We start from the raw sequence: 22120 nt of genomic DNA, 5'->3' as shown, positions 1-22120 counted from the left end.
ACCCGCGCCTAGACTCGGAACGTGACCGCCGATCGCCTGCATCTCGTGCGCCACGGAGAGGTCCACAACCCCCGTCGCGTGCTGTACGGTCGGCTCCCCGGATTCGGCCTCAGCGTCGCGGGTCGGCGGATGGCACGTCAGGCCGCCGAGTACGTGCGCGGGCTCGACCGGCCCGTGAGCGCGCTGGTGGTCTCTCCGCTGCAACGCACGCGCGAGTCGTCGGAACCCTTCACCGAGATGTTCGGCGTTGAGGCCTACATCGACGACCGGGTGATCGAGCCGACCAACGTCTTCGAGGGGCGCCGCATGAAGCGGGCGCTGGCCAACCCGCTGAACTGGCGCCACCTGAGCCGCCCGGCCGTGCCCAGCTGGGGTGAGCCGTACGAGCGCATCGTCGCCCGGATGACGGATGCCATGGCCGACGCCTGGGAGCGGGTGCCCTCGGGCGACGTCGTCGTCGTCTCGCACCAGCTGCCGATCTGGGTGACCCACCTCGCCCTCTCCCACCAACCCACCCGCCACGACCCTCGCAAGCGCCGGTGCGCGCTGTCGAGCGTGACGAGTTTCGAGCGGCGAGACGGCGCCGACGGCTCGACGCGCTGGGTCGAGGTGGCGTACGCCGAGCCGGCATCCACCGCCGGAGCCGTCGACGTAGGAGCCGTGTGATGCGCCGAATCCTCACCGCCGCGGGGTCCCTGGCCGCCGCTGCGGGACTCATCGTGGGCCTGGCGGCCTGCACCGCCGACCCGCTCGCCGACCAGTACCGCGCCGGGGACAACAAGGGCTACATCGCCGCGAACGGCTTCCAGACCGCCGAGATCCCGCCGGACAATCGCGGGGAGCCGGTCGACTTCGCCGGCACGCTCGACGACGGGTCCGCCGTGTCGAGCGCCGACTACGACGGCAAGGTGCTCGTGGTGAACTTCTGGTACGCCACCTGCGGCCCCTGCATCATCGAGGCACCCCGTCTGGAGCAGGCGTACAAGACCTTCGAGGGCCAGGACGTCGCCTTCCTCGGCATCAACACCTACGACCAGCCCGCGACCGCGCAGTCGTTCGCGCGCGATCACGGCATCTCCTACCCGAGCGCGATGGCCGTGGGCGACGCCGAGCTGAAGCTCGCGTTCAACGACAAGACGCCGTTGAACGCCACCCCGACCACCCTCGTGCTCGACAAGCAGGGGCGTGTCGCGGCACGCATCGTCGGCGAACTGCCCGAGGCGTCGATCCTCGAGGCGATCGTTCGCACCCTGGTCGCGGAGGACGCGTGAATCCCGGAGCCCTCGTCTTCGACGGGGCGCTGTGGGTCGCCGTGCCCATCGCCCTGGCCGCCGGCCTCATCTCGTTCCTCTCGCCCTGCGTGCTGCCGCTCGTGCCCGGCTACCTGGGCTACATCGGCGGTGCCGTCGCTCCGCGTGGGGGCTCGGCATCCGCCGGTCGTGGTCGCCTGCTGGGCGGGACGCTGCTGTTCATCGCCGGATTCACCGTGGTCTTCATGGCGTTCAACGTCCTCGGGGGAGCGGCGGGAGCGTTCTTCACCCGCTACGGCGACGTGATCACGCGCGTGCTGGGCGTGGTGATCATCCTGATGGGGCTGGTGTTCATCGGCCTGTTCGGCATCGCGCAGCGGTCGGTGCGGATGCAGGCCAAGGGCAACCTCGGTCTCATCGGGGCGCCACTGCTCGGTATCGCGCTCGGCGTCGGATGGACGCCGTGCATCGGCCCGACGCTGACGGCCATCCTCTCGGTGTCGTACAACCTCGGAGACCCCGGTCGCGCCGCCCTGCTGGGGCTGGCGTACTCGCTGGGTCTCGGCATCCCGTTCCTCCTCCTGGCGCTCGGTTTCGGATGGGCGACCCGGTCCGTCGCGTTCCTGCGCAAGCACATCCGCGCGGTCAACATCGTCGGCGGAATCCTGCTCGTCGTTCTGGGACTCGCGATGGTGACCGGCGTCTGGGGCGCGTGGATGTCGTCCCTGCAGGGGGTGATGAGCGGTGTCCAGCTCCCCCTCTGACTCCTCGCGTCCGGAGCCGACGGACGGCGTCCTGCGCCCGTCCGACCACGCCGACGCCGCCGCGGCCTCCGACGCCGACGACATCACCCAGCCGCGGCTCGGTGTCGTGGGGTGGGCCCGCTGGGGCTGGCGTCAGCTCACGTCGATGCGCACGGCGCTCGTGCTGCTGCTGCTGCTCGCGATCGCGGCGGTGCCGGGCTCTCTCGTGCCGCAGCGCACCGCCGATCCCAACGGTGTCACGCAGTACTTCACCGACAACCCCGACCTCGCACCGGTGCTCGACAAGCTGAGCCTGTTCGACGTGTACACCTCGCCGTGGTTCTCGGCGATCTACCTCCTGCTGTTCATCTCGCTGATCGGCTGCGTGCTGCCCCGCACCAAGCACCACTGGAAAGCCCTTCGCTCGCAGCCCCCGCGCACGCCCGCCCGCCTGTCGCGCCTCGACGACCACCGCACCCGCACGGTCGCGGTCGACGGGGATGCGGATGNTCCGCCGCCGTCGACACCGCCGCAGCCCAGCTGCGCAAGAGCGGTTACCGGGTCGCCCGGTACGACGGTCGGGGGACGTTCTCCGTGTCGGCCGAGCGCGGCTACCTGCGTGAGACGGGGAACCTCGTCTTCCACGCGGCCCTGGTCGGCGTGCTCGTCGCGGTCGGTGTGGGCGGCGGATTCACCTACACCGGCCAGCGCGTGCTCGTGGAGGGCCAGGCGTTCGCGAACAGCCTGCTCGACTACTCCTCCTTCAACCCGGGTCGCTTCGTCAGCGGCGACACCCTCACGCCCTATTCGATGACGCTCGATCAGTTCGATGTGAGCTACGTGCCTCCGGGCCAACCCGGCTCGGGGCAGGCCGGCGACTTCGTCGCCCACGTGACCACCCGGGCTCCCGGCGGCGACCCGCAGGACGGCGAGGTGCGCGTCAACCACCCGCTCGATGTGCGCGGAGACCGCGTCTACCTCCTCGGAAACGGGTACGCGCCCACTGTCACGATCCGCGATGCCGACGGTCGGGAGGTGTTCCACGACTCGGTCGCCTTCCTTCCCCAGGATGCCAACATGACCTCGCTCGGCGTGATCAAAGTCGCCGACGGCCTGCCCGAACAGCTCGGCCTGCTCGGCTTCTTCTACCCGACGATGGACGTGCTGCCCTCGGGGGCGCTCACCTCCACCTACGGCGATCTCGAGTACCCCGTGCTGACATTGCGGGTCTACGAGGGCGATCTCGGCATCGACGACGGCACCCCTCGCTCGGTGTACACCCTCGACCCCTCGGGCATGACCCAGATCGCCGGGGGCGACAGCGGCAACCCGGCTCTCCAGCTCATGCCCGGTCAGACCGAAGACCTTCCCAACGGCCTGGGCACCATCACGTTCGAGAACGAGGCCCCGGCCGGTGCATCCGGCTACGACGGTTCGGTCAAGCGTTTCGCATCGCTGTCGATCCACCGCGATCTGGCCGGACCGTGGGTGCTCGCGTTCGCCCTGCTCGCGCTGTTCGGTCTGCTGGCGGCGCTGTTCGTCCCGCGGCGGCGCATGTGGGTCAGGGCGACCCCGTCCGCGAACGGGGTGTCGATCGAGTACGCCGGTCTCGCGCGCGGGGAGGACCCGACCCTCGCCGCCGCCGTCGACCAGCTCGTCGACAAGCACGGCGCCGCTCTGCCCTCGCAGGGCCGGCCCGATTCCGACGCGGGCACGCGACCGGTCGGTCCCGACGCTGGACCGCCCACACCTCCGCAGAGCCACCCCGACACCGGAAAAGTAGACTGAGACCATGCCCGGAACCGACCCTCTTCTCCTCGACGAGATCTCCCTCCTCCTGGTGTGGACGGCGGTCGCCATCTACGTGCTGGCGTTCATCGCCTACGCCATCGACCTCGCGCGCCGCTCCGACCTCGCGCTCAAGGCGAAAGACGAGGTCGTCGCGCGCGAGCTCGTGACCGCGGGCGGCGGGGGAGTGATCTCCGCGGGCGGCGGGTCGTCGGCATCCACTTCCGCGGCGAAGCCCCGCTACCTCTGGGCGCGACTGGGCACGGTGCTGACGGCGCTCGGCTTCGTCTTCCACCTCGTCGCGACGGTGCTGCGCGGGATCGCGGCCGAGCGCGTGCCGTGGTCGAACATGTACGAGTTCGCCATGACCGGCCTGCTGCTGATCATCGCGGTCTACCTCGTCGTGCTGACCCGCTACGACCTGCGTTTCCTCGGGTCGCTCATGACCGGCCTCGCGGTGCTGCTGCTCGGTGGTGCGACGTTGGCGTTCCACGTCGAGGTGGTGCCGCTGGCCGATCCGCTGAAGTCGGTGTGGCTCGTCGTGCACGTGTTCGTCGCGAGCCTGGCGACGGCGCTGTTCGCGCTCGCCTTCGGGCTCTCCGTCGTGCAGCTCGTCCAGGCGCGGCGCGAGCGCAAGCTCGCCGAGACGCCGGCGGATGCCGAGCCCAAGCGCAGCTTCCTGCGCACGGTTCCGAACGCCGACGCCCTCGAGTCGCTGGCCTACCGCTTCGCGATCGTCGGATTCATCTTCTGGACCTTCACCCTGATCGCCGGTTCCATCTGGGCGAACGACGCATGGGGCCGTTTCTGGGGGTTCGACACCAAGGAAGTCTGGACCTTCGTCATCTGGGTGCTCTACGCCGGATACATCCACGCCCGTGCGACCCGCGGTTGGCGCGGCACGCGATCGGCGTGGTTGTCGATCATCGGCTTCACCGCGGTGCTGTTCAACTTCACCATCGTCAACGTCTTCTTCAAGGGACTGCACGCGTACAGCGGGCTGACGACGTAGGGCGCGCGCTTCGCTTTCGGGCCCGTCCGGCTGTCGCCGGGCGGGCCCTCTGTGCGTCGGGCTGCGCGTCCTGCCGCTGCCGAGTGTCCAAAACACCCGGACGGGTTTTGAATCGGTCCGGGTGTTTCGGACACTCGATCGCGTCAAGGACGCCACCCTCGGGAGCGGAGGACGCGCTCGACGGGTGCGACGACGAATCGGACGGGATCGCGGAGATGGTGATCGACGACACGCACCAGCATCCACCCCTGCGCGGCGATGGCCGGCCAGCGGTCGGCATCGCGTCGGAACTGCGTCAGGTCGGCGTGCTGCCTTCCGTCGTACTCGACAGCCACCCGGTACTCGGGGTAGGCGAGGTCGAGACGCGCAACGAAATGACCGCTGTCGTCGCGGAGGTCGCGGTTGAGTTCGGGTTCGGGGAGACCCGCTCGGACGAGGATGAGGCGCACGAGGGACTCCCGGGGTGATTCCGCTCCCGCTCGGAGCAGGGGCAGAGCCGCGCGAAGATTGCTCACTCCGCGCCGCGCGAGGCGATGAGTCGCTTCTTCCAGATTCGCGCGTTCGGCCAGTCGCCGGGTGAGGATGGCGTCGCCGACGGCGACCAGGTCTTCGACACGGGAGAAACCACCTAGCTGGGCCCAGGTCTCGGCCGCCGTGGGCACAGGCAGACCGTGTCGCAGTGTCAGGTGTTCGATCGGCAGGTCGAGGCGGTGCCCCGTGATACCGCGTGTCCGCGGCTCTCGGGCGGGCGGAAGAGCCGAGACGTGCAGGCGCGTCGCGTCGAACGACGCCGACGGGAGGTCCCACAAGGCCGCCGCCGTCGTGTGGCTGAAGAACTGTGCCGACGTCAGGCGCGGCTCATAGGTGCGGCACCGTGACAGAACCTCTTCCGCCATGGCATCCGCACGCGTTCTGATGCCGTGGAACGGCGCACGAAGGTCGCGCGCCGTCAATCGGTCTCGTCGGACTCCGAGGCCCAGCGCCTCGCGCACCGTGAACGCGGGTCCGAGATCGTCGGGGAGAGGCTGGCGTCGCATCCACCGACCACAGCGCATCCGTGCCGGCCGGACAGCGCATTCCACGGCATCCGTGGATCGATCGCTGGATGTGCGGCGTGGGGAGGAGGCGGGCGGGTCGTCGGGTTCGGTGCGCTGCCCGGATCCCTACCCATCGAGTGTCCGAAACACGCGGTCGCCGCGAGAAAACCTCCGGGTGTTCTGGACACTCGATGGGGCCGCAGTGGACGCCGGAGCAGCGGCGCGGTTGCGTCGGCGAGTCCGAGCCGCCGCGCTCGGACTCAGGCGGGCCGAGCGGCCCTGCGCCGAAGGGGGCTGGACGGCGGTGTTCGTGGGGGTCGCGCGGCGGCACGGTGGGCGCGGCGGCGCGCGTGGGCGGGCTGGGCGGCGGCGTTCGCGGGGATCGCGCGGCGGCGCGGTGGCGCTCAGGCGGGCTGGGCGGCGGCGTCCGTGGGGTTCGCGCGGCGGCGCGGTGGCGGTCAGGCGGGCTGGGCGGCGGCCTTCGCGGAGGTCGTGCGGCGGCGCACCACGGCCAACGTCGTGACGATCAGCGAGAGCACTGCCCAGACCACGAACCCCGTGATGCCTGCGGCGACACCGCCCGAAGACGACAGTGCACCGAGCATCGCGTCGTACACCGGCGCGGTGGGCATCAGGGCGGAGGCCGCGGCGAGGGCGGGAGGTACGGTCGACACGATCGTCGCTCCGAGAGCGAGCGCGCCGATGACGGCGGCCACCCAGCGCCCGGCGCCACCGAACACGGCGACAAGAGCCTGATGAACGGCCGCGAAGGCGATTCCCGCGGCGATGCAGATCAGCGCGAAGAGTGCCCAGTCGCCCCAGTCGTAGCGCGATGCCACCTGCACGACCGCTGCGACCAGCAGACCCTGCGCGGCGCCGACGCCGGCCGCTGGCAGGAAGCCCCGCAGGGCGACGAGGGCCGAGGGACGCCGGCTCGTGAGCGCCCGTGCCGAGACGGCCTGGAACGCCACGAACGAGGCGAGCCCGCCGAACCACAGCACCGCCATCGCCAGGAGAGGGACCGCTGCGAGGCCGAAGAGGGAATCGCTCGCCCCGGTCGCGGAGACGGGGTCGGCGACGACGTCGGCGAGGGTCGCCGCCTCGGCGTCGGTGTAGGTCGGGAGCTGGGACACGGCGCTGTCGAGGCCGTCGGCGAGGGATGTGGTTCCGGATGCCACCTGATCCACACCGTCGGCGAGTTGACCGGCGCCGTCGGCGGCGCCCTGGGCGCCCGTCGCGAGCTGGGAGGCGCCGTCGGCGGCCCCCTGCGCCCCGGTCGCGAGCTGGGAGGCGCCGCCCGCGGCGTCTTGCGCGCCCGTGGCGAGCTGGGCCGCGCCGTCACGCGTCTGCGCGAGTCCGCCGGCCAGTTGCGACGCACCCGAGCTCAGTGCGTTCGCACCGGTGCCCAGCTGTCGCGCACCGTCGCCGAGTCCGGTCGCGCCCGTTGCAACACCGTCGATGCCACCGGCGATCGTGTTCAGCCCGCTCTCTGCGTCGCGGGCGCCGACGGCCAGGCCTGCGGCCCCGTCTGCCAGCTGCGCGTTCGCGTCGGCGATGGTACGGACGCCAGCGGGGAGCTGGGCCGCCTGTCGTGCGATCCGCCCGATGTCCGTCACGGTCTGCTGTGCACGGGGGAGTGCGGCGTTGGCCCGATCGGAGGCGATGCGCAACTGCGCGCACAGCTCAGGGCTGGTAGTCGCATCGCAGGAGTCAGCGAGGCGCTGCAGATCGGCGGCGGCCGTGACCAGTGCGTCGTCGACCTGGGGGGCGGCGTCGGCCACGTCGTTCGCTGCCTGCTCGAAGCCCGGAGGAATGGCATCGGCGATCTGTCCGACCTGCTCGGCGAGCTGGCGGTTGCCCTCGGCGATGCCATCGGCGCCGACGGCGAGTCGTCCGACCCCGGCCGCGGCGTCGCGTGTGCCGGTGGCGAGCTGGGCGGCACCGCCTGCCAGCTGATCGGCACCGTCGGCGAGTCCCGTTGCGCCGCTCGAGATCTGGGTGGCACCGCCTGAAAGCGCGCCCGCCCCGGCCGCGAGCTGACCCGCACCGTTCGAGAGGGCTCCCGCGCCGGTGGAGAGCAGACCGACGCCACCCGAGAGCTGGTCGGCTCCCGTGGCCAGCTGACCCACTCCGCTCGAGAGGGCGCCGGCTCCGTCGGAGAGTCGACCCACGCCGTCCTGCAGGTCGCCCGCACCGGTGGCGGCCTGCGAGGCGCCGTCGGCCAGCTGGTGCGCGCCGCCGGCTGCCTGACCGAGCTGGTCGCCGAGCGTGCTGAATCCGAGGAACACGTTCTTGAGGTACTGCGATGACAGCTCGCTGCCGTAGACGCTCGACGCGGTGGAGGCCAGCTGCGCGGTGATCGCACCGTCGACGACGCGCGCGTCGGGGGCGGTCTGCACACCGATGGTCGCCTTGATGGGAGTCTCGCCGGGGCGGGTCGAGAGGGACGCGGCGGTGAAGTTCTCGGGGATCGTCACGACGGCGGTGTACGTGCCGTCCGCAAGGCCCGCCGCGGCGTCGTCGTCGTTGGAGATCACCCAGTCGATGTTGCTGGGCTGGTCGTCGGCGCCCTTGACCAGCCCACCGGTGAGCTGGCGGCCGAGGGGGACGAGCTGGCCGTCGAGCTCGACGGCTTTGTCGTCGTTGACGATCGCGGCCGTGATGTTATCGAGTCGGTCGGTGGGGTTGTACAGCGCGCCCACGAGGATGCCGCCGATGACCGCGGGCAGGAGGAGGACACCGATCAGCGTCAGCCAGGTGACGGGGCGGCGCGAGCGGGAGCGCTCGACGGGGAGAGTCATGCGAACACCTCGGAGATATCGGCGAAGGATTCCGGTTGCGTCGGTTCCGTCGGGTGATGACGGCGCCGGGTCGGGAGGGTGAGGGAGGCCACATCGGGCCGCTGCGCCGCGGCGAGCAGGGCGAGGGCTCGGCGTTCGTCGCGCGCCGAGGCGATGAGGGTGAAGGGCGACGAGGCGTCATCGGATGACTCGCGCGCCGCCGTCGAAGCCCGACGCAGAACCTGCGCGACCTCGTCGCGGGCATCGTCGTCGAGGCGGTCGATGTCGGACACCACGACGATGCGCGCCCCTCCGCCGACCGCCTGAACGACCTCGGCGCCGGCAGTCGCGGAATCGTCGAGCAGGGCGACGCCGACGCGCGCTCGCACGGCGCCGGCGCGCTCGGGCACGAGCAACCCGTCGACGCGCAGCTGTCCCTCGATCTTCGACAGTCGACCTGCGACAGCGAGCAGCAGGGTGCGGGTGGTGCGCGTCTCGCCCGTGACCAGCAGCGTCCCCCCGTACCCCAGGCGCACGGAGACGTCGCGGAAAACGGGCTCCTCGGCATCCGAGGTCGGGACGGTACCCAGAGCGTCGGCCGCGACCGCCATACCCGGCTCGGCGGGCCAGTCGGCGAGCCGCACTTCGCGTTCGACCGCTTCGCCCTCGACGTCGAATTTAGGGAGCAGCCGATCGAGCCAGCGCGGCATCCACCATGCTTTGTCGCCCAGCAGGGCGAGGACGGCGGGCACGAGCGTCATGCGCACGAGGAAGGCATCGACGGCGACGCCGACGGCCAGACCGAGCGCGATGGGCTTGAGGCTCGAATCGCCCTCGGGGACGAACGCCACGAAGACGGCGAACATGATGACGGCGGCCGCGACGACCACACGTGCGGATGCCGCGAAGCCGCTGCGCACGGCTCCGAGCGCTACCTCCCGGGGTGCGCGGCCCTCGCGATCGGCGTGCACGTAGTCCTCTCGCATGCGCGAGACGAGGAACACCTGATAGTCCATGGCGAGACCGAAGAGCACGCCCATCACGACGATCGGCATGAAGCTGATGATGGGACCGACCTTGGCCACATGCAGTGCATCGGCGAACCATCCCCACTCGAACACCGCGGCCACGACGCCGAAGGCGGCGGCGACCGACAGCAGGTAGCCGCCGGCGGCGGTGAGGGGCACCCAGATCGAGCGGAAGACGATCATCAGCAGGATGAGCGACAGACCGACCACGAAGAGGCCGAAAGGCAGCAGCGCCGCCCCGAGCTGGTCGGAGATGTCGATGGTGACGGCGGTGTATCCGGTGACGAGGAGGCGCACGCCGAACTCGTCGTACAAGCGGTCTTCTTGCGCGCGCAGCTCCCGGACGAGGTCGGCGGTACGCGGGTCGTCGGGCGCGGTCTCGGGGACGATCTGCACGATGCCGGTGTCGGCGGTCTCATTCGGCGTCGCCAGCGCGACCTCGGCCACACCGGGGATCTTCGCGATCTCGTCGCCGATGTCGGTCATCAGTGTGAGCGGGTCGTTGCTCGTGACGATGGTGCCGGTCATGATGAGCGGGCCGTTGGCGCCCGGCCCGAAGTATTCGTCGGTCAACTCGTACGCGACGCGGGCCTCGTCGCCCTCGGGCAGCTGTCCGGCGTTCGGCAGGGTGAGGGCGAGCGACGCGGCGGGGATCGCTGCCGTTCCGAGGAGGGCGACGATGCCGACCGTGGTGACCACAGGATGCCGTGTCACCAGCCCCACCCAGCGCTTCGCGGGTCCGTTGCGCTGCGCGCGGATGGCCGCGGTGTCCGCCTTCTCCCGGCTCTCGGCGGCAGCCCGGGCGGCTTCGGCCGGGTCGTCGTCGGCGCCGCGAGCGCGCTTCTTCGGTCGCGTGAACCCCCACCCGACCACGCGGTGGCCGGCGAACCCCAGCAGCGCGGGGGTCAGGGTGAGCCCGACGCACACCGCGATCGCCACCGCGACCGACGCGGCGATACCCATCGTCGTCAGGAACGGGATGCCGGCGAAGCTCAGCCCGATGAGGGCGATGAGCACCGTGATACCGGCGAAGACGACGGCCGAGCCGGCCGTGCCGACGGCCCGTGCGGTCGACTCCTCGGGGTCCATTCCCGCTCTCGTCTGGTCTTGATGCCGCGACACGATGAAGAGGGCGTAGTCGATGCCCACCGCCAGGCCCAGCATGACCGCCAGAAGCGGCGTCGTCGACGAAACGGTCGCGAAGCCCGTGGCGATGAAGATGAGGGCGATCGAGAGAGCGACACCGAGGATCGCGGTGGCCAACGGCATTCCGGCCACCAGGAAGGAGCGGAATGTCAGCATCAGGACGAGGGCGGCGATCACCACGCCGAGGGCCTCGGTGAGGGTCGCTCCGGGGATCTCGGTGGCGAAGAGTTGGCCGCCGAGGACGGCTTGCGAACCGGAGGGCAGGGCGGATCCGAGGGCGGTGGCGGCGTCGCGGAGCCCGTCTTCCGTGGCCTGGGGTACGGCGGTCGCCTCGCCGGAGAATTGGATGCGGACGATGGCCGCGCGATCGTCGTCGGCGATGCCGCCCGCGATGCGCGAGTCGTACGGGTCGGTGACCGCCTCGACGAAGTCGAGCCCACCGACATCGGCCGTGGTCGTCGCGATGGCCGTCTGATATGCCTGGTCGCGGACGCTCGCACCGTCGGCGGCGACCACGATGATCTCGGCGCTCGCGCCGCTGACCTGCGGGAACGTGCGCTCGAGCATCTCGAGGCCGGCCTGCGACTCGGTGCCCGGGATCGTGAAGGTGTTGTCGGTCCCCTTCGCGAAGAGCGCGACCCCGCCGCCGGCGACGACCAGAATCAGGAGCCACGCGGTCAGGACGCGCCAGGGGTGGCGGAACGACCAGCGACCCAGGGTGTACAGGAATGTCGACACGGTGGCTCCCACGATCGGCGAACAGGTCGATACATCACCGTATCGGATACATCAATGTATCGTAGTCGGCGATGGTGGGATCGAACCTGGATTTCACCCGAGGACTGGAGGTCTCGGATGACCGATTCCGCGCCCGCGACGACGCGCCGCCGGGAGAACACCCGCACCCGCCTCATGGACGCCGCAGCCGAAGTGTTCGCCGAGGTCGGAATCGACGCCGCCTCGGTCGAGACCGTGTGCGAGCGAGCGGGCTTCACGCGCGGCGCTTTCTACTCCAACTTCGCCTCGAAGGAGGAGTTGTTCCTGGCGCTGTGCGCGCGATCCGCCGAAATCACCATCGCTGCGGTGAGGGAGCGAGTGACCTCGATCGAGGATCGCGGTCTCGACACCGCCGACGACGTGATGCAGCTCGTGCACGAGGTGCTCGAGGCGACGGGGGAGGATCGCCTCGACGTGCTCCTCGGCGCGGAGACGCGCTTGCAGGCCCTGCGCAATCCCGAGTTCGCTCAGGCCTATCTCGCGCTGAACCAGGGGTTGGGCGAGAGCGTCACCCAGCTCGTCCGCGACATCGCCGAGGCTCGCGGGTTGTCGCTGCGCGTCCCCGCCGACGTCGCGACGGAGCTTCTGCTGTCGGTGTGGATCTCGACGTCGGAGACCGCCCTGCTCCTCCGTCAGGCGCCGGCGCTGTCCCGCTCGGGACTGGCCGAGCGGCTCTCTCAGGTGGTCGGGCTCATCCTCGAGTGACGTCGAGCAGGTCGTAGCACCGGCGCAGGCGCTCCAGCCACCAGTCGCGACGCTCGTCGTCGGCGGCCACGCGGTCGAGGTCGGCGGACGAGGGCCGCGGGCGTTCGAGCGACAGCACGCCCCCGCGCGCGATGAGCGGGGATGCCACGACGTCGGCCGTGAACAACGACGCGGTGCCGAGACCGCAATCGAAGTCGAGCTGCGGCAACGCGGCGGCGAGGGCGACCCCCATCGACAGTCCGATAGAGGTGTCGAGCGCGCTGGACACCACCGCCGGCAGCCCCGCCTGGGCGACGAGGTCGAGTGCCGCGTGGACTCCGCCCAACGGCTGCGCCTTGATCACCAGCAGGTCGGCAGCCCCGGCGCGGGCTACCAGGAGGGGATCGGCGGCCTTGCGCACGCTCTCATCGGCGGCGACCGGGATGTCGAGATAGGCGATACGCTCACGCAGCTCGGCGAGTTCGTCGACCTCGGAGCACGGCTGCTCCACGTATTCCAGGTCGAATCCGGCGAGCGCGTGCACGGCTCGCTCGGCCTCATCGACGTTCCATGCGGCGTTGGCGTCGATGCGCACCCGACCCTCCGGTCCCATGACCTCGCGCACCGCCCGGACGCGGGCCACGTCGTCGGCGAGCGTCTGCCCCGCCTCGGCCACTTTCACCTTCGCCGTGCGGCATCCGTCGTATCGGGCGAGGATGCCGGCCACATCGGATGCCGCGACCGCGGGCACCGTGGCGTTGACCGGGATCTCGTCGCGCTGCGCCGGCGGTGCGGGCTCCCACCCGAAGTCGAGGGCGCCGGCGAGCCAGGTCGCCGCTTCGGCGTCGGCGTACTCCGTGAAGGGGGAGAATTCCGTCCACCCCCGCGGTCCCTCGAACACCACGGCTTCTCGGGTCTGAATGCCACGGAACCGCGCGGCCAGGGGAAGCGCGACCACTCGTGCGGTGGCGAGGACGTCGGCGAGTGGGGGGAGGGGCGTGGTGCTCATGTCCCCATCCTGGCCCCGGTGTCGGTGGCCCGGAATAGGCTGACCGCATGCTCTTCGACACCCCCGTCCGGCTCGGCGTCCAGATCCAGCCGCAGCACGTGCAGTACTCCGACATCCGCGACGCCGTCTTCCGCCTGGAAGAGATGGGCGTCGACATCCTGTTCAACTGGGATCACTTCTTCCCGCTGTACGGCGATCCCGACGGCGAGCACTTCGAGTCGTGGACGATGTTGGCGGCCTGGGCCGAGCAGACCGAGCGCGTCGAGTTCGGAGCCCTGGTCAATTGCAACAGCTACCGCGGCGCCGACCTGCAGGCAGATATGGCCCGCACGATCGACCACATCAGCAAGAAGGGCGGCGACGCCGGCCGCTTCATCTTCGGCACCGGGTCGGGGTGGTTCCAGCGCGATTACGACGAGTACGGCTACGACTTCGGTACCGCAGGATCCCGCCTGAACGCGCTCGCCGCCGACCTCGACCGCGTCGTCGAACGCTGGGGCAAGCTCAACCCCGCGCCCACCCGCGAGATCCCCGTGATGATCGGCGGCAAGGGCGAGCAGAAGACGCTTCGCATCGTCGCCCGGCACGCCGACATCTGGCACAGCTTCGTCACCCCCGATGAGCTGCCCCACAAGTTCGGTGTCATCGAGAAGTGGGCCGAGGCCGAGGGGCGCGATCTGTCCGGTTTGATCGTGTCGAATGAGCTGAAGGATCGCGACGAGACCGTGGCGGACGCGCTCTTCGACGCCGGCACGCGCCTGTTCACCCTGGGCTTCTCGGGTCCCGACTGGGATTACTCGATCATCGAACGCTGGCTCCGCTGGCGCGACGCCAAGAACGCGTGAGGCTGACCGGGTGACCGTCTCCGAACTCTTCGACCCCGCGGAGTGGACCCTGGCCCCCGAGGCCGCGGACTACACCGACATCACCGCCCACGTCACGCACGACGGGCGCGTCGCCCGCATCGCGTTCGATCGGCCCGAGGTGCGCAACGCCTTCCGCCCGCACACCGTCGACGAGCTGTATCGCGCGCTCGACATCGCCCGTCAGGACCACCGGATCGGCGTCGTGCTGCTGACCGGCAACGGACCGAGCGCGAAGGACGGCGGTTGGGCCTTCTGCTCGGGCGGCGACCAGCGCATCCGTGGGCGCGACGGCTACAAGTACTCGCACGACGAGACGGCCGTCCACGATCCGGGTCGCGCGGGACGCCTGCACATCCTCGAGGTGCAGCGCCTCATCCGGTTCATGCCGAAGGTCGTCATCGCGGTCGTCCCGGGGTGGGCCGCGGGCGGGGGACACTCCCTCAACGTCGTGTGCGACCTGTCGATCGCGAGCCGGGAGCACGGTCGTTTCAAACAGACGGATGCCGACGTGGGCTCGTTCGACGCCGGTTACGGCTCCGCGTACTTCGCACGCCAGATCGGGCAGAAGTTCGCGCGCGAGATCTTCTTCCTCGCGGAGGAGTACTCTTCCGACCGGGCGTACGAGATGGGGGCGGTCAACCGCGTCGTCCCCCACGCCGAGCTCGAGCGCGAGGCCCTCGCCATGGCTCGCACGATCCTCACCAAATCGCCCACGGCCATCCGGATGCTGAAGTACGCCTTCAACGCCGTCGACGACGGTCTCGTCGGTCAGCAGCTCTTCGCCGGCGAAGCCACCCGCCTCGCCTACGGCACCGACGAGGCGGCCGAGGGGCGCGACTCCTTCCTCGAGAAGCGCGATCCCGACTGGTCGGGCGTGCCGTGGCACTACTGAGACGAGCGGCACCGCGCATGACGGGTATCGCGTCCGACGGGCGCTGCGCGTGAAGCTCGAGCCTCCGGCATCCGAGAATCCGCGAGACGTCGTGCGGGCGCTGCGTGCGGCCGTGCTCGGGGCAGGTCCCGCGATCTCCCTCGGAGGGGCGGGCCTCGTCGGCGACGTTCCCCCGGGGACCGCCGCCGTCGTGACGACGTCGGGCTCGACGGGGGTGCCGAAGTCGGTCGTGATCAGTCGCAACGCCCTCATCAGCAGTGCGTATGCGACCGCCGCCCGCATCGGCGAGGGCGCCTGGCTCCTCGCCGTGCCGGCGACGTATGTGGCGGGCGTGCAGGTCATCGTCCGGGCGTTGATCGCCGATCGCGAGCCCGCCGTCGTGAGCGGTCCCTTCCGACCCGAACCGTTCGCCGCGGCGGCTCTCGGGATGGCCTCGCACGCCGACGGCGAGCGTGTTCCGAGCTACACCTCCCTCGTCCCGGCGCAGCTGCAGAGACTCCTGGATGCCGCCGAGCATGACGCCACCGTCGCGCAGGCCCTGCGGTCGTTCGAGGCCATCCTCATCGGTGGGCAGGCGCTCGCGCCCTCCGTCAGCAGGCGCGCGGAGGCGCTCGGCGCGCGCATCGTCCGCACCTATGGCTCCAGCGAGACCAGCGGTGGTTGCGTCTACGACGGCGTTCCCCTCGACGGCGTCGACATGCGCGTCGCCGACGGCGAGGTGCTCTTGTCGGGCCCGATGCTCGCCGACGGATACCTCGGCGACTCTGCACGCACGGCATCCGTCTTCCCCCTCGATTCCACCGGCACGCGCTGGTACCGCACGGGCGACGGCGGCGAGATCGTCGACGGGGTGCTGAGGGTCACCGGCCGTCTCGACAACGTCATCGTCTCGGGCGGGGTGAACGTGTCGCTCGATCGCGTCGAAGCCGCCGTCCGCGGCATCCCGGGGCTCGCGTCGGCCGTGGTGGTGCCGATGCCCGATGCCGAGTGGGGCCAGGGGTCGGCCGTGGTGGTGCCGGGGCTCGCGGCCGGAAACGTGGAGACGGTCCTCGCGCAAGTGCGGGAGGTCGTGGGCGACGCGGTGGGAGCGCCCGCGCGACCGGCGCGCGTCGTCGCGGTCGAGGAACTGCCCGCCCTGTCGTCGGGGAAGCCGGACCGAGCGGCCCTCCGCGCGATGCTCGCGCGGAGCCCACGGGCATAGGATGACCCTCCGTGGCAGCACCGTCTCGTAAGCGTTCGACCCCGGCCAAGAAGCGTCGCCCCGGAGGCAACCCGCAGAAGGCGAAGGGTGGCGCACCGCAGGCCGTCGCCCCTGCCACAGCTCGGGATTGGATCGCGGCGGCCCGGCTTCGGACACTGCCCCTCGCGATCACCCCCGTCCTGATCGGAACGGGCGCGGCGACCCTCGTCGACGAGCAGCTCCACTGGGTGATCGCCCTCGCGTGCCTGGCCGTGGCGTTCGCCCTGCAGATCGGCGTCAACTACGCCAACGACTACTCCGACGGCATCCGAGGGACCGACGACGTGCGGGTCGGACCCGGCCGCCTGACCGGTGGCAAGAAGGCGAAGCCCCGCACGGTGTTGATCGTGGCCCTGGCGTTCTTCGCGCTCGCCGCGGTGATCGGCCTGGCCCTCGTCATCCGCACGGGGCAGTGGTGGCTCATCCTGGTCGGGGCGGTGTGCATCGTCGCCGCGTGGTTCTACACCGGGGGCAAGCGCCCCTACGGCTACAACGCCATGGGCGAGCTGTTCGTGTTCGTCTTCTTCGGCCTCGTCGCCACCCTCGGCACGACGTGGCTGCAGGTGCGGTCGCTGCCGCAGGAGGCGTGGTTCGGCGCGGTCGCCGCGGGTCTGTTGGCGTGCGCCGTGCTCCTCGCGAACAACCTGCGTGACATCGACCAGGACCGCCTCGCCGGCAAGCGCACGCTGTCGGTGCTGATCGGTCGACGCGCCACCCAGGTGCTCTTCACGGTGTTCGTGCTCGTTCCGTTCGGCATCGCCGTGTTCCTGGCGCTCGTCTACCCGATCGCGTGGCTCACGCTCATCGCGCTGCTCGGCGGGCTCGCGGCCATCCTCATCGTGTGGACGTACCGCGCGCCGCGCGAGCTCATCACCGCGCTGCAGGTCACGAGCTTCACCTCGGTGGCCTATGGCGCGCTGCTGTTCTGGGCCTTCGCGGGCTGAGCGGGAGGAGTCGCGCCGGAGCGGGACACACCTCGGTCCGATGTCGCGGATGACCCGATCGGGATGCCGTGAGCCTGCGGGATACCCGGGTCGGGCGAGTCGCCTCAGCGCTCCGCGTCGGCCTCGGGGCCGGCGTCGTGACGCGTGGCGTCGAGCACGGCGTCCTCGGCATCCGCATCCGTCTCGGCACCCGTGCGGCGCCCGGTGGCGGTGCGCTGCGCACGACGCTCGGCGAGGCCGCCCGTGACGTTCTCCAGCGGGCGACGCAGGAAAAGCAGCGACAGGCTGAAGCCGATGAGGGCCGCGAAGATCGCCGCGAGCCAGGGCAATTCCTGGAAGACGGGGAACAGCAGCAGGATGCCGAGCGGCACCAGGAACGCGAGAAGTCGCAGCACCGTATAGACCAGAGCCGAACGAGCGCGCATGCATCCAGTCTACGACCGTCGTCCCCACCGCTCTTGCGGGTGGTTCGACGGCGGAAGACCGGAACGCGCCTCGGGGCCGCCGTACAGCAGACGCACGTAGAATCGGCTCATGGCACGGTTGCTTCTCATCCTGGCGCTCGTGGCGACCGTCTTCTGGGTCTACACGATCGTGGACTGCGCCGTGCAGGCTCCCTCACGGCACCGCGGGGTGAGCAAGGGTGCGTGGATGGCGATCGTCATTCTGCTGCCGGTGCTCGGCGGCATCCTGTGGTTCGTGATCGGTCGCGGTCGCGCGGCGGGCAAGACCTCAGCCGTCCGTCGCGCTCCCGACGACGACCCCGAGTTCCTCGGGCGCATGACGGCGTCTGCTCGTGCCGACCAGGACGAGCGGATCCGTCGCCTCGAAGAGGAGCTTGCACAGCTCGACTCCGAGGCCGACGACCCGCAGCCCCCGAAGAAGTCGACCGATCCCGACACCCCTCCGGGGAAGGGCGACGACGACACCCGCGGGCAGCGCGGCGCCGTCGGCTGAGCCGTCGTGGCCTCGCTGAACGATCGCTCGGGCGCGCCCGCGACCGATGCCGCCGCAGCGCTCCTCGCCGGATTCGTCTCGCGGGGCGTGCGCCACGTCGTGGTCAGTCCCGGTTCGCGATCCCAGGCGTTGGCGCTGGTCGCCGCCGACCTGGAACGCGCGGGTCTCATCCACCTCCACGTCCGCATCGACGAGCGCGTCGCCGGCTTCACCGCCCTCGGCATCGGACGTGAGACGGGCACGCCGGCGGTCGTGGTGTGCACCTCGGGCACCGCTGTTGCGAATCTCCTCCCGGCCGCCCTCGAGGCCCACCACGCGGGTGTGCCCCTGCTGCTGCTCACCGCCGACCGTCCGCCGGAGCTGCGCGGCGTCGGCGCCAACCAGACGACCCGGCAGCCGGGGCTGTTCCGCTCGGCGGTGCGGTTCGAGGCCGACCTCGCCGTTCCCGGGACGATCGACGCCGATGGCACCGGCGAGCAGACCGGCGCCCTCGATGCGATGGCGGGCGAGGCGCTCGCCGCCTCCCTCGGCGAAGGCACGCGCGCGGCCGGACCGGTACACGTCAACGTGCCCTTCCGTGAGCCTCTCGCGGGTGCCGTGCCGGTGTGGCTCACCGAGCGGGCGGCATCCCGCGCCATGGAGTCCACCCCGGATCCGAGCCAGGACGCGTCGGGTGCGCTCTACCAGGGGGGAGGGGGGATCGGCATCGCCGACGTCGCCCCCGATCCCGAGGCTGCGCATCGCATCGAGACCGGACCGCGCACGATCGTCGTCGCGGGCGCAGACGCGGGGCCCGCGGCGGAGCACTTCGCCCACGCGGGCGGGTTCCCCCTCGTCGCCGAGATCGTCAGCGGTGCGCGCTTCGGCCGCCAGATCGTGCACGGCTACCGCGCGTTGCTGCGCGAGCCCTCGCTGGGCGGCCGCATCGAGAGGGTCGTGCTGTTCGGGCGTCCGACGCTCAGCCGCGAGGTCGCGATGCTGCTGGGCCGCGACGATGTCGAGGTCCTCGCCGTCCGCGGACCCGGTGAACCCGTCAACCTCAACGGCGCGACCGTCGCGGTCGATTCCGTGCGGGTCACGGGGGAAGCGGATCGCACGTGGCTGGGGGAGTGGATGCGCGCCTCGCGTGACGCGGCCGTCGACCTGTCGCCGCGCGCCCCCGACGCCGAGGGCCTGGCATCCGCCGTTCCGCACGAAAGGCTCGGGGCCATCAGCGCCGAGGTCGAGGTGATGCGTGCGCCGGTGGATCGCGCCGCCCTCGTCGATGCGCTGTGGCGCGCCACCTGGCCGCACGACCGCCTCGTCTTCGGTTCGTCACGGCTCGTGCGCGTCGCCGACGAACTGCTGGGCGGCAAGAAAGTCGCCGTGCACGCCAACCGCGGCCTGGCGGGCATCGACGGCACGATCGCCACGGCGAGCGGAGTGGCGCTGGCCAGCCAGACCGACGAACGGCCGGGTGTCACGCGCCTGCTGCTGGGCGACCTGGCATTCCTCCACGACATGGGCGCTCTGTTGCTTCCCCCCGGCGAGGCGGAGCCTCGGCTGCAGGTCGTCGTCGGAAACGACGGCGGCGGCACGATCTTCGACGGACTCGAGGTGGCGGGGATCGCCGGTGCCGACGCGATGTCGCGCGTGCAGTACACCCCGCACACCGCGCGGCTCGAGCAGCTCGCGCTCGCATTCGGCTGGGAATACCACCGCTGCACCACCCGGGTCGCGCTCGACCAGGTGCTCACGGCTCCGACCGGTGGGCGGCAGCTCATCGAGGTCCCCCTGCCGCGCTGATCCCGTCCGTCAACGGGTGGTGCGCACCCGGATGCCGCGGCACGATGTCGGGATGAGTACGAGCAGCAGATGGTCCACGCCCGCCTCCGACGTGCTCCGTGTCGAGCCCGGCTTCCGCCTCGCCGAGATCGACCCGCGGTCGACGCCCGGGTACGACGGCGACAAGGACGCCGGCAAAGCCGACCTCGAGGCGGGCCGCGAGCCCTTGGAGGACCTGCAGGAGCGGCTCTTCGCGCAGAGCGTGGCGGGCACGGCGACGGGATCGGTGCTGCTGGTGCTGCAGGCGATGGACACCGCCGGCAAGGGCGGCATCGTGCGACACGTCGTGGGTGCCGTGGATCCGCAGGGCGTCGAGCTCGCCTCGTTCAAGAAACCCACCGCTGAGGAGCTGTCGCACGATTTCCTCTGGCGCATCGAGAAGCGCCTCCCGGACGCCGGGCGCATCGGCGTCTTCGACCGGTCGCACTACGAAGACGTACTCATCGGAAGGGTGCGGTCCCTCGCTCCGTCCGATGAGATCGAGCGGCGTTACGGCGCCATCGTGGCCTTCGAGGCACAGGCGGTCGAGATGGGCATCCGAATGGTCAAGGTCATGCTGCACATCTCGAAGGACGAGCAGCGGGAGCGCCTCGCCGAGCGCCTCGACCGCCCGGAGAAGCACTGGAAATACAACCCGGGCGACGTCGATGAGCGGCAGCTGTGGGACGACTACATGGACGCGTATCAGGTCGCCGTCGAGCGCACGTCGACGCCGGTCGCGCCCTGGCACGTCGTGCCCGCCGACCGCAAGTGGTACGCGCGTCTCGCGGTGCAGCAGCTGCTCCTCGACGCCCTCTCCGACATCGATCCGCGGTGGCCGGCGGCCGACTACGACGTCGAGGAGCAGAAGCGCCGTCTCGCGGCATCCTGATCCCGCCGGTCGAACCGGGTCGAGATCAGGCGAGAGCCTCGACGATGGGGCGGAACTTCACGCGCGTCTCGAGCAGTTCCGACTCGGGGACGCTCTCGGACACGATGCCCGCCCCCGCGTAGGCGGTGATCGGCGCCGTCGGTGACGACGGAGCCGCGCGGTCGATCTGCGCGCACCGCAGGGCGATGGCCCACTCGCCGTCGCCGGAGGCGCTCGTCCAGCCCACGGCGCCGGCGTACCGGCCGCGGTCGAACGGCTCGAGTCGGCGGATGAGCTCGATCGCGGCGGCGGTCGGCGTGCCGGCGACGGCGGCCGTCGGGTGAAGCACCGACAGCAGGTCGAGCGAGGATGCATCCGCGCTCAGCACCCCCTCGACGTCGGTGGCGAGATGCCAGACGTTGGGGAGCTTCAGCGTGAAGGGCTGGTCTTCGGCGGCCAGTGAGGAGGTGTGCGGGCCGAGCGACTTCAGCACGCTCTGCACGGCGAAGCGGTGCTCGTCCTGATCCTTCGTGCTGCGGCTCAGACCAACGGATGCCGCGACATCGGCGTCGGCGTCGCCGCCGCGTGCCACCGTGCCGGCCAGCACCCGCGCGGTCACCGTGCCTCCCGACACCGTCACCAGCGTTTCGGGACTCGCACCGATGAGGCCGTCGACGGCGAACACCCAGCAGTCGGGATAGCCCTCGAGGAGCGAGCGCACCAGTCGACGCAGGTCGGAGCCGGCGGGGACGGTGCCGACGATGTCGCGGGCCAGCACCACTTTGGCCACTTCGCGGGCGCCGATGGCCTCGATGGCCTGGCGGACGGCATCCTGGTACTTCTCGGCCGTCTGCTGCCCGGGGCCCAGCGTCGCCGACCAGTGCGGTCCGAAGGGGGAGCGGGGCGGCAGTTCGGGCTCCGGCTCGTCGGGGGTGTCGTCGAAGGCGAGGCGCGTGACCCAGGCGCGGCCGCTGTGCCGACCGACGATCATGCCGGGCACGCGCAGGACGTTCTCGCGCTCGGACCGCGGGTCGAACACGAAGGATCCGAAGGCGACGAGACCTGTTCCGGGCAGCTGCACGGGGTCGTCGATCTCGGCGGCTGCGGCGATCGCCCGCCAGCGCTCCGAGATCGTGGCATCGCCCGGGCGTTCGCCCGAATAGCGCAGCGTCAGGAGGTCGCCGAAGGCTGCGAGCGACTCGCCCCGACGGCTCCAGAACAGGGGGTCGTACGAGGTCGTGTAGGCCAGCACGTCATCCATCGGCGACAGTTCGCGCGTGACCACGCGCAGGC

Annotated in this window: 18 protein-coding genes and 1 pseudogene; 13 read left to right on the top strand and 6 right to left on the bottom strand. The window is 70.9% G+C overall.

Going from position 1 to position 22120, the window contains the following annotated elements:
* Positions 1 to 21 precede the first annotated feature (21 nt).
* The 5 genes and pseudogenes from ACTJJP_RS08740 (at position 22) to ccsB (ending at position 4793) form a co-directional block, all read left to right on the top strand.
* Positions 22 to 666 (top strand): histidine phosphatase family protein, encoded by a 645-nt coding sequence (locus ACTJJP_RS08740; RefSeq protein WP_440774620.1) that lies wholly within the window; start codon positions 22 to 24, stop codon positions 664 to 666.
* Complete coding sequence (locus ACTJJP_RS08735; protein WP_440774619.1) at positions 666 to 1271, top strand: TlpA family protein disulfide reductase; 606 nt, start codon at positions 666 to 668, stop codon at positions 1269 to 1271. The genes ACTJJP_RS08740 and ACTJJP_RS08735 overlap by 1 nt, the downstream gene beginning before the upstream one ends.
* Entirely contained in the window at positions 1268 to 2014 is a 747-nt protein-coding gene (locus ACTJJP_RS08730; RefSeq protein WP_440774618.1) for a cytochrome c biogenesis CcdA family protein, read from the top strand. Before ACTJJP_RS08735 ends, ACTJJP_RS08730 begins: the two co-directional genes overlap by 4 nt.
* Positions 1995 to 3781, top strand: a pseudogene (gene resB, locus ACTJJP_RS08725) (cytochrome c biogenesis protein ResB). Before ACTJJP_RS08730 ends, resB begins: the two are co-directional and overlap by 20 nt.
* 4 nt (positions 3782 to 3785) lie before the next feature.
* A complete protein-coding gene (ccsB, locus tag ACTJJP_RS08720) occupies positions 3786 to 4793 on the top strand; it encodes a c-type cytochrome biogenesis protein CcsB (protein ID WP_440774617.1) in 1008 nt (335 codons plus the stop codon).
* A 143-nt stretch (positions 4794 to 4936) separates the two neighbouring features.
* Here ccsB and ACTJJP_RS08715 read toward each other — a convergent pair whose 3' ends face one another.
* The 3 genes from ACTJJP_RS08715 to ACTJJP_RS08705 all read right to left on the bottom strand — a co-directional run bounded on the left by ACTJJP_RS08715 (position 4937) and on the right by ACTJJP_RS08705 (position 11522).
* Positions 4937 to 5830: a hypothetical protein gene (locus ACTJJP_RS08715; protein ID WP_440774616.1), complete on the bottom strand. Its 894-nt coding sequence runs from the start codon at positions 5828 to 5830 to the stop codon at positions 4937 to 4939.
* Positions 5831 to 6288: 458 nt separating this feature from the next.
* Positions 6289 to 8631: a YhgE/Pip family protein gene (locus ACTJJP_RS08710; RefSeq protein WP_440774615.1), complete on the bottom strand. Its 2343-nt coding sequence runs from the start codon at positions 8629 to 8631 to the stop codon at positions 6289 to 6291.
* Positions 8628 to 11522 carry an MMPL family transporter gene (locus ACTJJP_RS08705; RefSeq protein ID WP_440774614.1) on the bottom strand — a complete coding sequence of 965 codons (2895 nt, stop codon included), beginning with the start codon at positions 11520 to 11522 and terminating at the stop codon, positions 8628 to 8630. The genes ACTJJP_RS08710 and ACTJJP_RS08705 overlap by 4 nt, the downstream gene beginning before the upstream one ends.
* Before the next feature lie 117 nt (positions 11523 to 11639).
* On the opposite strand from ACTJJP_RS08705, the gene ACTJJP_RS08700 reads away from it, so the two are divergent.
* Positions 11640 to 12266, top strand: coding sequence for a TetR/AcrR family transcriptional regulator (locus ACTJJP_RS08700; RefSeq protein ID WP_440774613.1), 627 nt, complete (start codon positions 11640 to 11642; stop codon positions 12264 to 12266).
* On the opposite strand, the gene ACTJJP_RS08695 is transcribed toward ACTJJP_RS08700, so the two are convergent.
* On the bottom strand, positions 12253 to 13254 hold the full coding sequence (locus ACTJJP_RS08695; RefSeq protein ID WP_440774612.1) for an o-succinylbenzoate synthase: 1002 nt from the start codon (positions 13252 to 13254) through the stop codon (positions 12253 to 12255). The two genes, ACTJJP_RS08700 and ACTJJP_RS08695, sit on opposite strands and share 14 nt — an antisense overlap.
* Positions 13255 to 13301: 47 nt before the next feature.
* Here ACTJJP_RS08695 and ACTJJP_RS08690 point away from each other — a divergent pair, with 47 nt between their 5' ends.
* From ACTJJP_RS08690 to ACTJJP_RS08675, 4 genes are read left to right on the top strand one after another with little or no spacing between them, the layout of a single operon-like run.
* Entirely contained in the window at positions 13302 to 14099 is a 798-nt protein-coding gene (locus tag ACTJJP_RS08690) for an LLM class F420-dependent oxidoreductase (protein ID WP_440774611.1), read from the top strand.
* Positions 14100 to 14109: 10 nt separating this feature from the next.
* Positions 14110 to 15012 (top strand): 1,4-dihydroxy-2-naphthoyl-CoA synthase, encoded by a 903-nt coding sequence (locus ACTJJP_RS08685; RefSeq protein WP_440774610.1) that lies wholly within the window; start codon positions 14110 to 14112, stop codon positions 15010 to 15012.
* Positions 15013 to 15061: 49 nt separating this feature from the next.
* Complete coding sequence (locus ACTJJP_RS08680; RefSeq protein ID WP_440774609.1) at positions 15062 to 16213, top strand: AMP-binding protein; 1152 nt, start codon at positions 15062 to 15064, stop codon at positions 16211 to 16213.
* Positions 16214 to 16224: 11 nt separating this feature from the next.
* Positions 16225 to 17196, top strand: a complete 972-nt coding sequence (locus ACTJJP_RS08675) for a 1,4-dihydroxy-2-naphthoate polyprenyltransferase (protein ID WP_440774608.1) — start codon at positions 16225 to 16227, stop codon at positions 17194 to 17196.
* A 104-nt stretch (positions 17197 to 17300) separates the two neighbouring features.
* Here the strand turns inward: ACTJJP_RS08675 and ACTJJP_RS08670 are convergent, their stop codons facing one another.
* Positions 17301 to 17621 (bottom strand): DUF4229 domain-containing protein, encoded by a 321-nt coding sequence (locus tag ACTJJP_RS08670; RefSeq protein ID WP_440774607.1) that lies wholly within the window; start codon positions 17619 to 17621, stop codon positions 17301 to 17303.
* Between the two features lie 109 nt (positions 17622 to 17730).
* Here ACTJJP_RS08670 and ACTJJP_RS08665 point away from each other — a divergent pair, with 109 nt between their 5' ends.
* From ACTJJP_RS08665 to ACTJJP_RS08655, 3 genes are read left to right on the top strand one after another with little or no spacing between them, the layout of a single operon-like run.
* Complete coding sequence (locus ACTJJP_RS08665) at positions 17731 to 18153, top strand: PLD nuclease N-terminal domain-containing protein (RefSeq protein ID WP_440774606.1); 423 nt, start codon at positions 17731 to 17733, stop codon at positions 18151 to 18153.
* Between the two features lie 6 nt (positions 18154 to 18159).
* Positions 18160 to 19938 carry a 2-succinyl-5-enolpyruvyl-6-hydroxy-3-cyclohexene-1-carboxylic-acid synthase gene (gene menD / locus ACTJJP_RS08660; RefSeq protein WP_440774605.1) on the top strand — a complete coding sequence of 593 codons (1779 nt, stop codon included), beginning with the start codon at positions 18160 to 18162 and terminating at the stop codon, positions 19936 to 19938.
* 52 nt (positions 19939 to 19990) lie between these two features.
* The gene (locus ACTJJP_RS08655) at positions 19991 to 20848 is read left to right on the top strand and encodes a polyphosphate kinase 2 family protein (protein ID WP_440774604.1); all 858 of its coding nucleotides are present in this window, start codon (positions 19991 to 19993) and stop codon (positions 20846 to 20848) included.
* Between the two features lie 25 nt (positions 20849 to 20873).
* Here ACTJJP_RS08655 and ACTJJP_RS08650 read toward each other — a convergent pair whose 3' ends face one another.
* Positions 20874 to 22088 carry an isochorismate synthase gene (locus ACTJJP_RS08650; RefSeq protein WP_440774713.1) on the bottom strand — a complete coding sequence of 405 codons (1215 nt, stop codon included), beginning with the start codon at positions 22086 to 22088 and terminating at the stop codon, positions 20874 to 20876.
* Positions 22089 to 22120: the final 32 nt, after the last annotated feature.

This window comes from Microbacterium sp. 22296, from assembly GCF_052045385.1.
In the GTDB taxonomy this organism is placed as follows: Bacteria; Actinomycetota; Actinomycetes; order Actinomycetales; family Microbacteriaceae; genus Microbacterium.
This window is presented reverse-complemented; position numbering and strand designations above follow the sequence as displayed.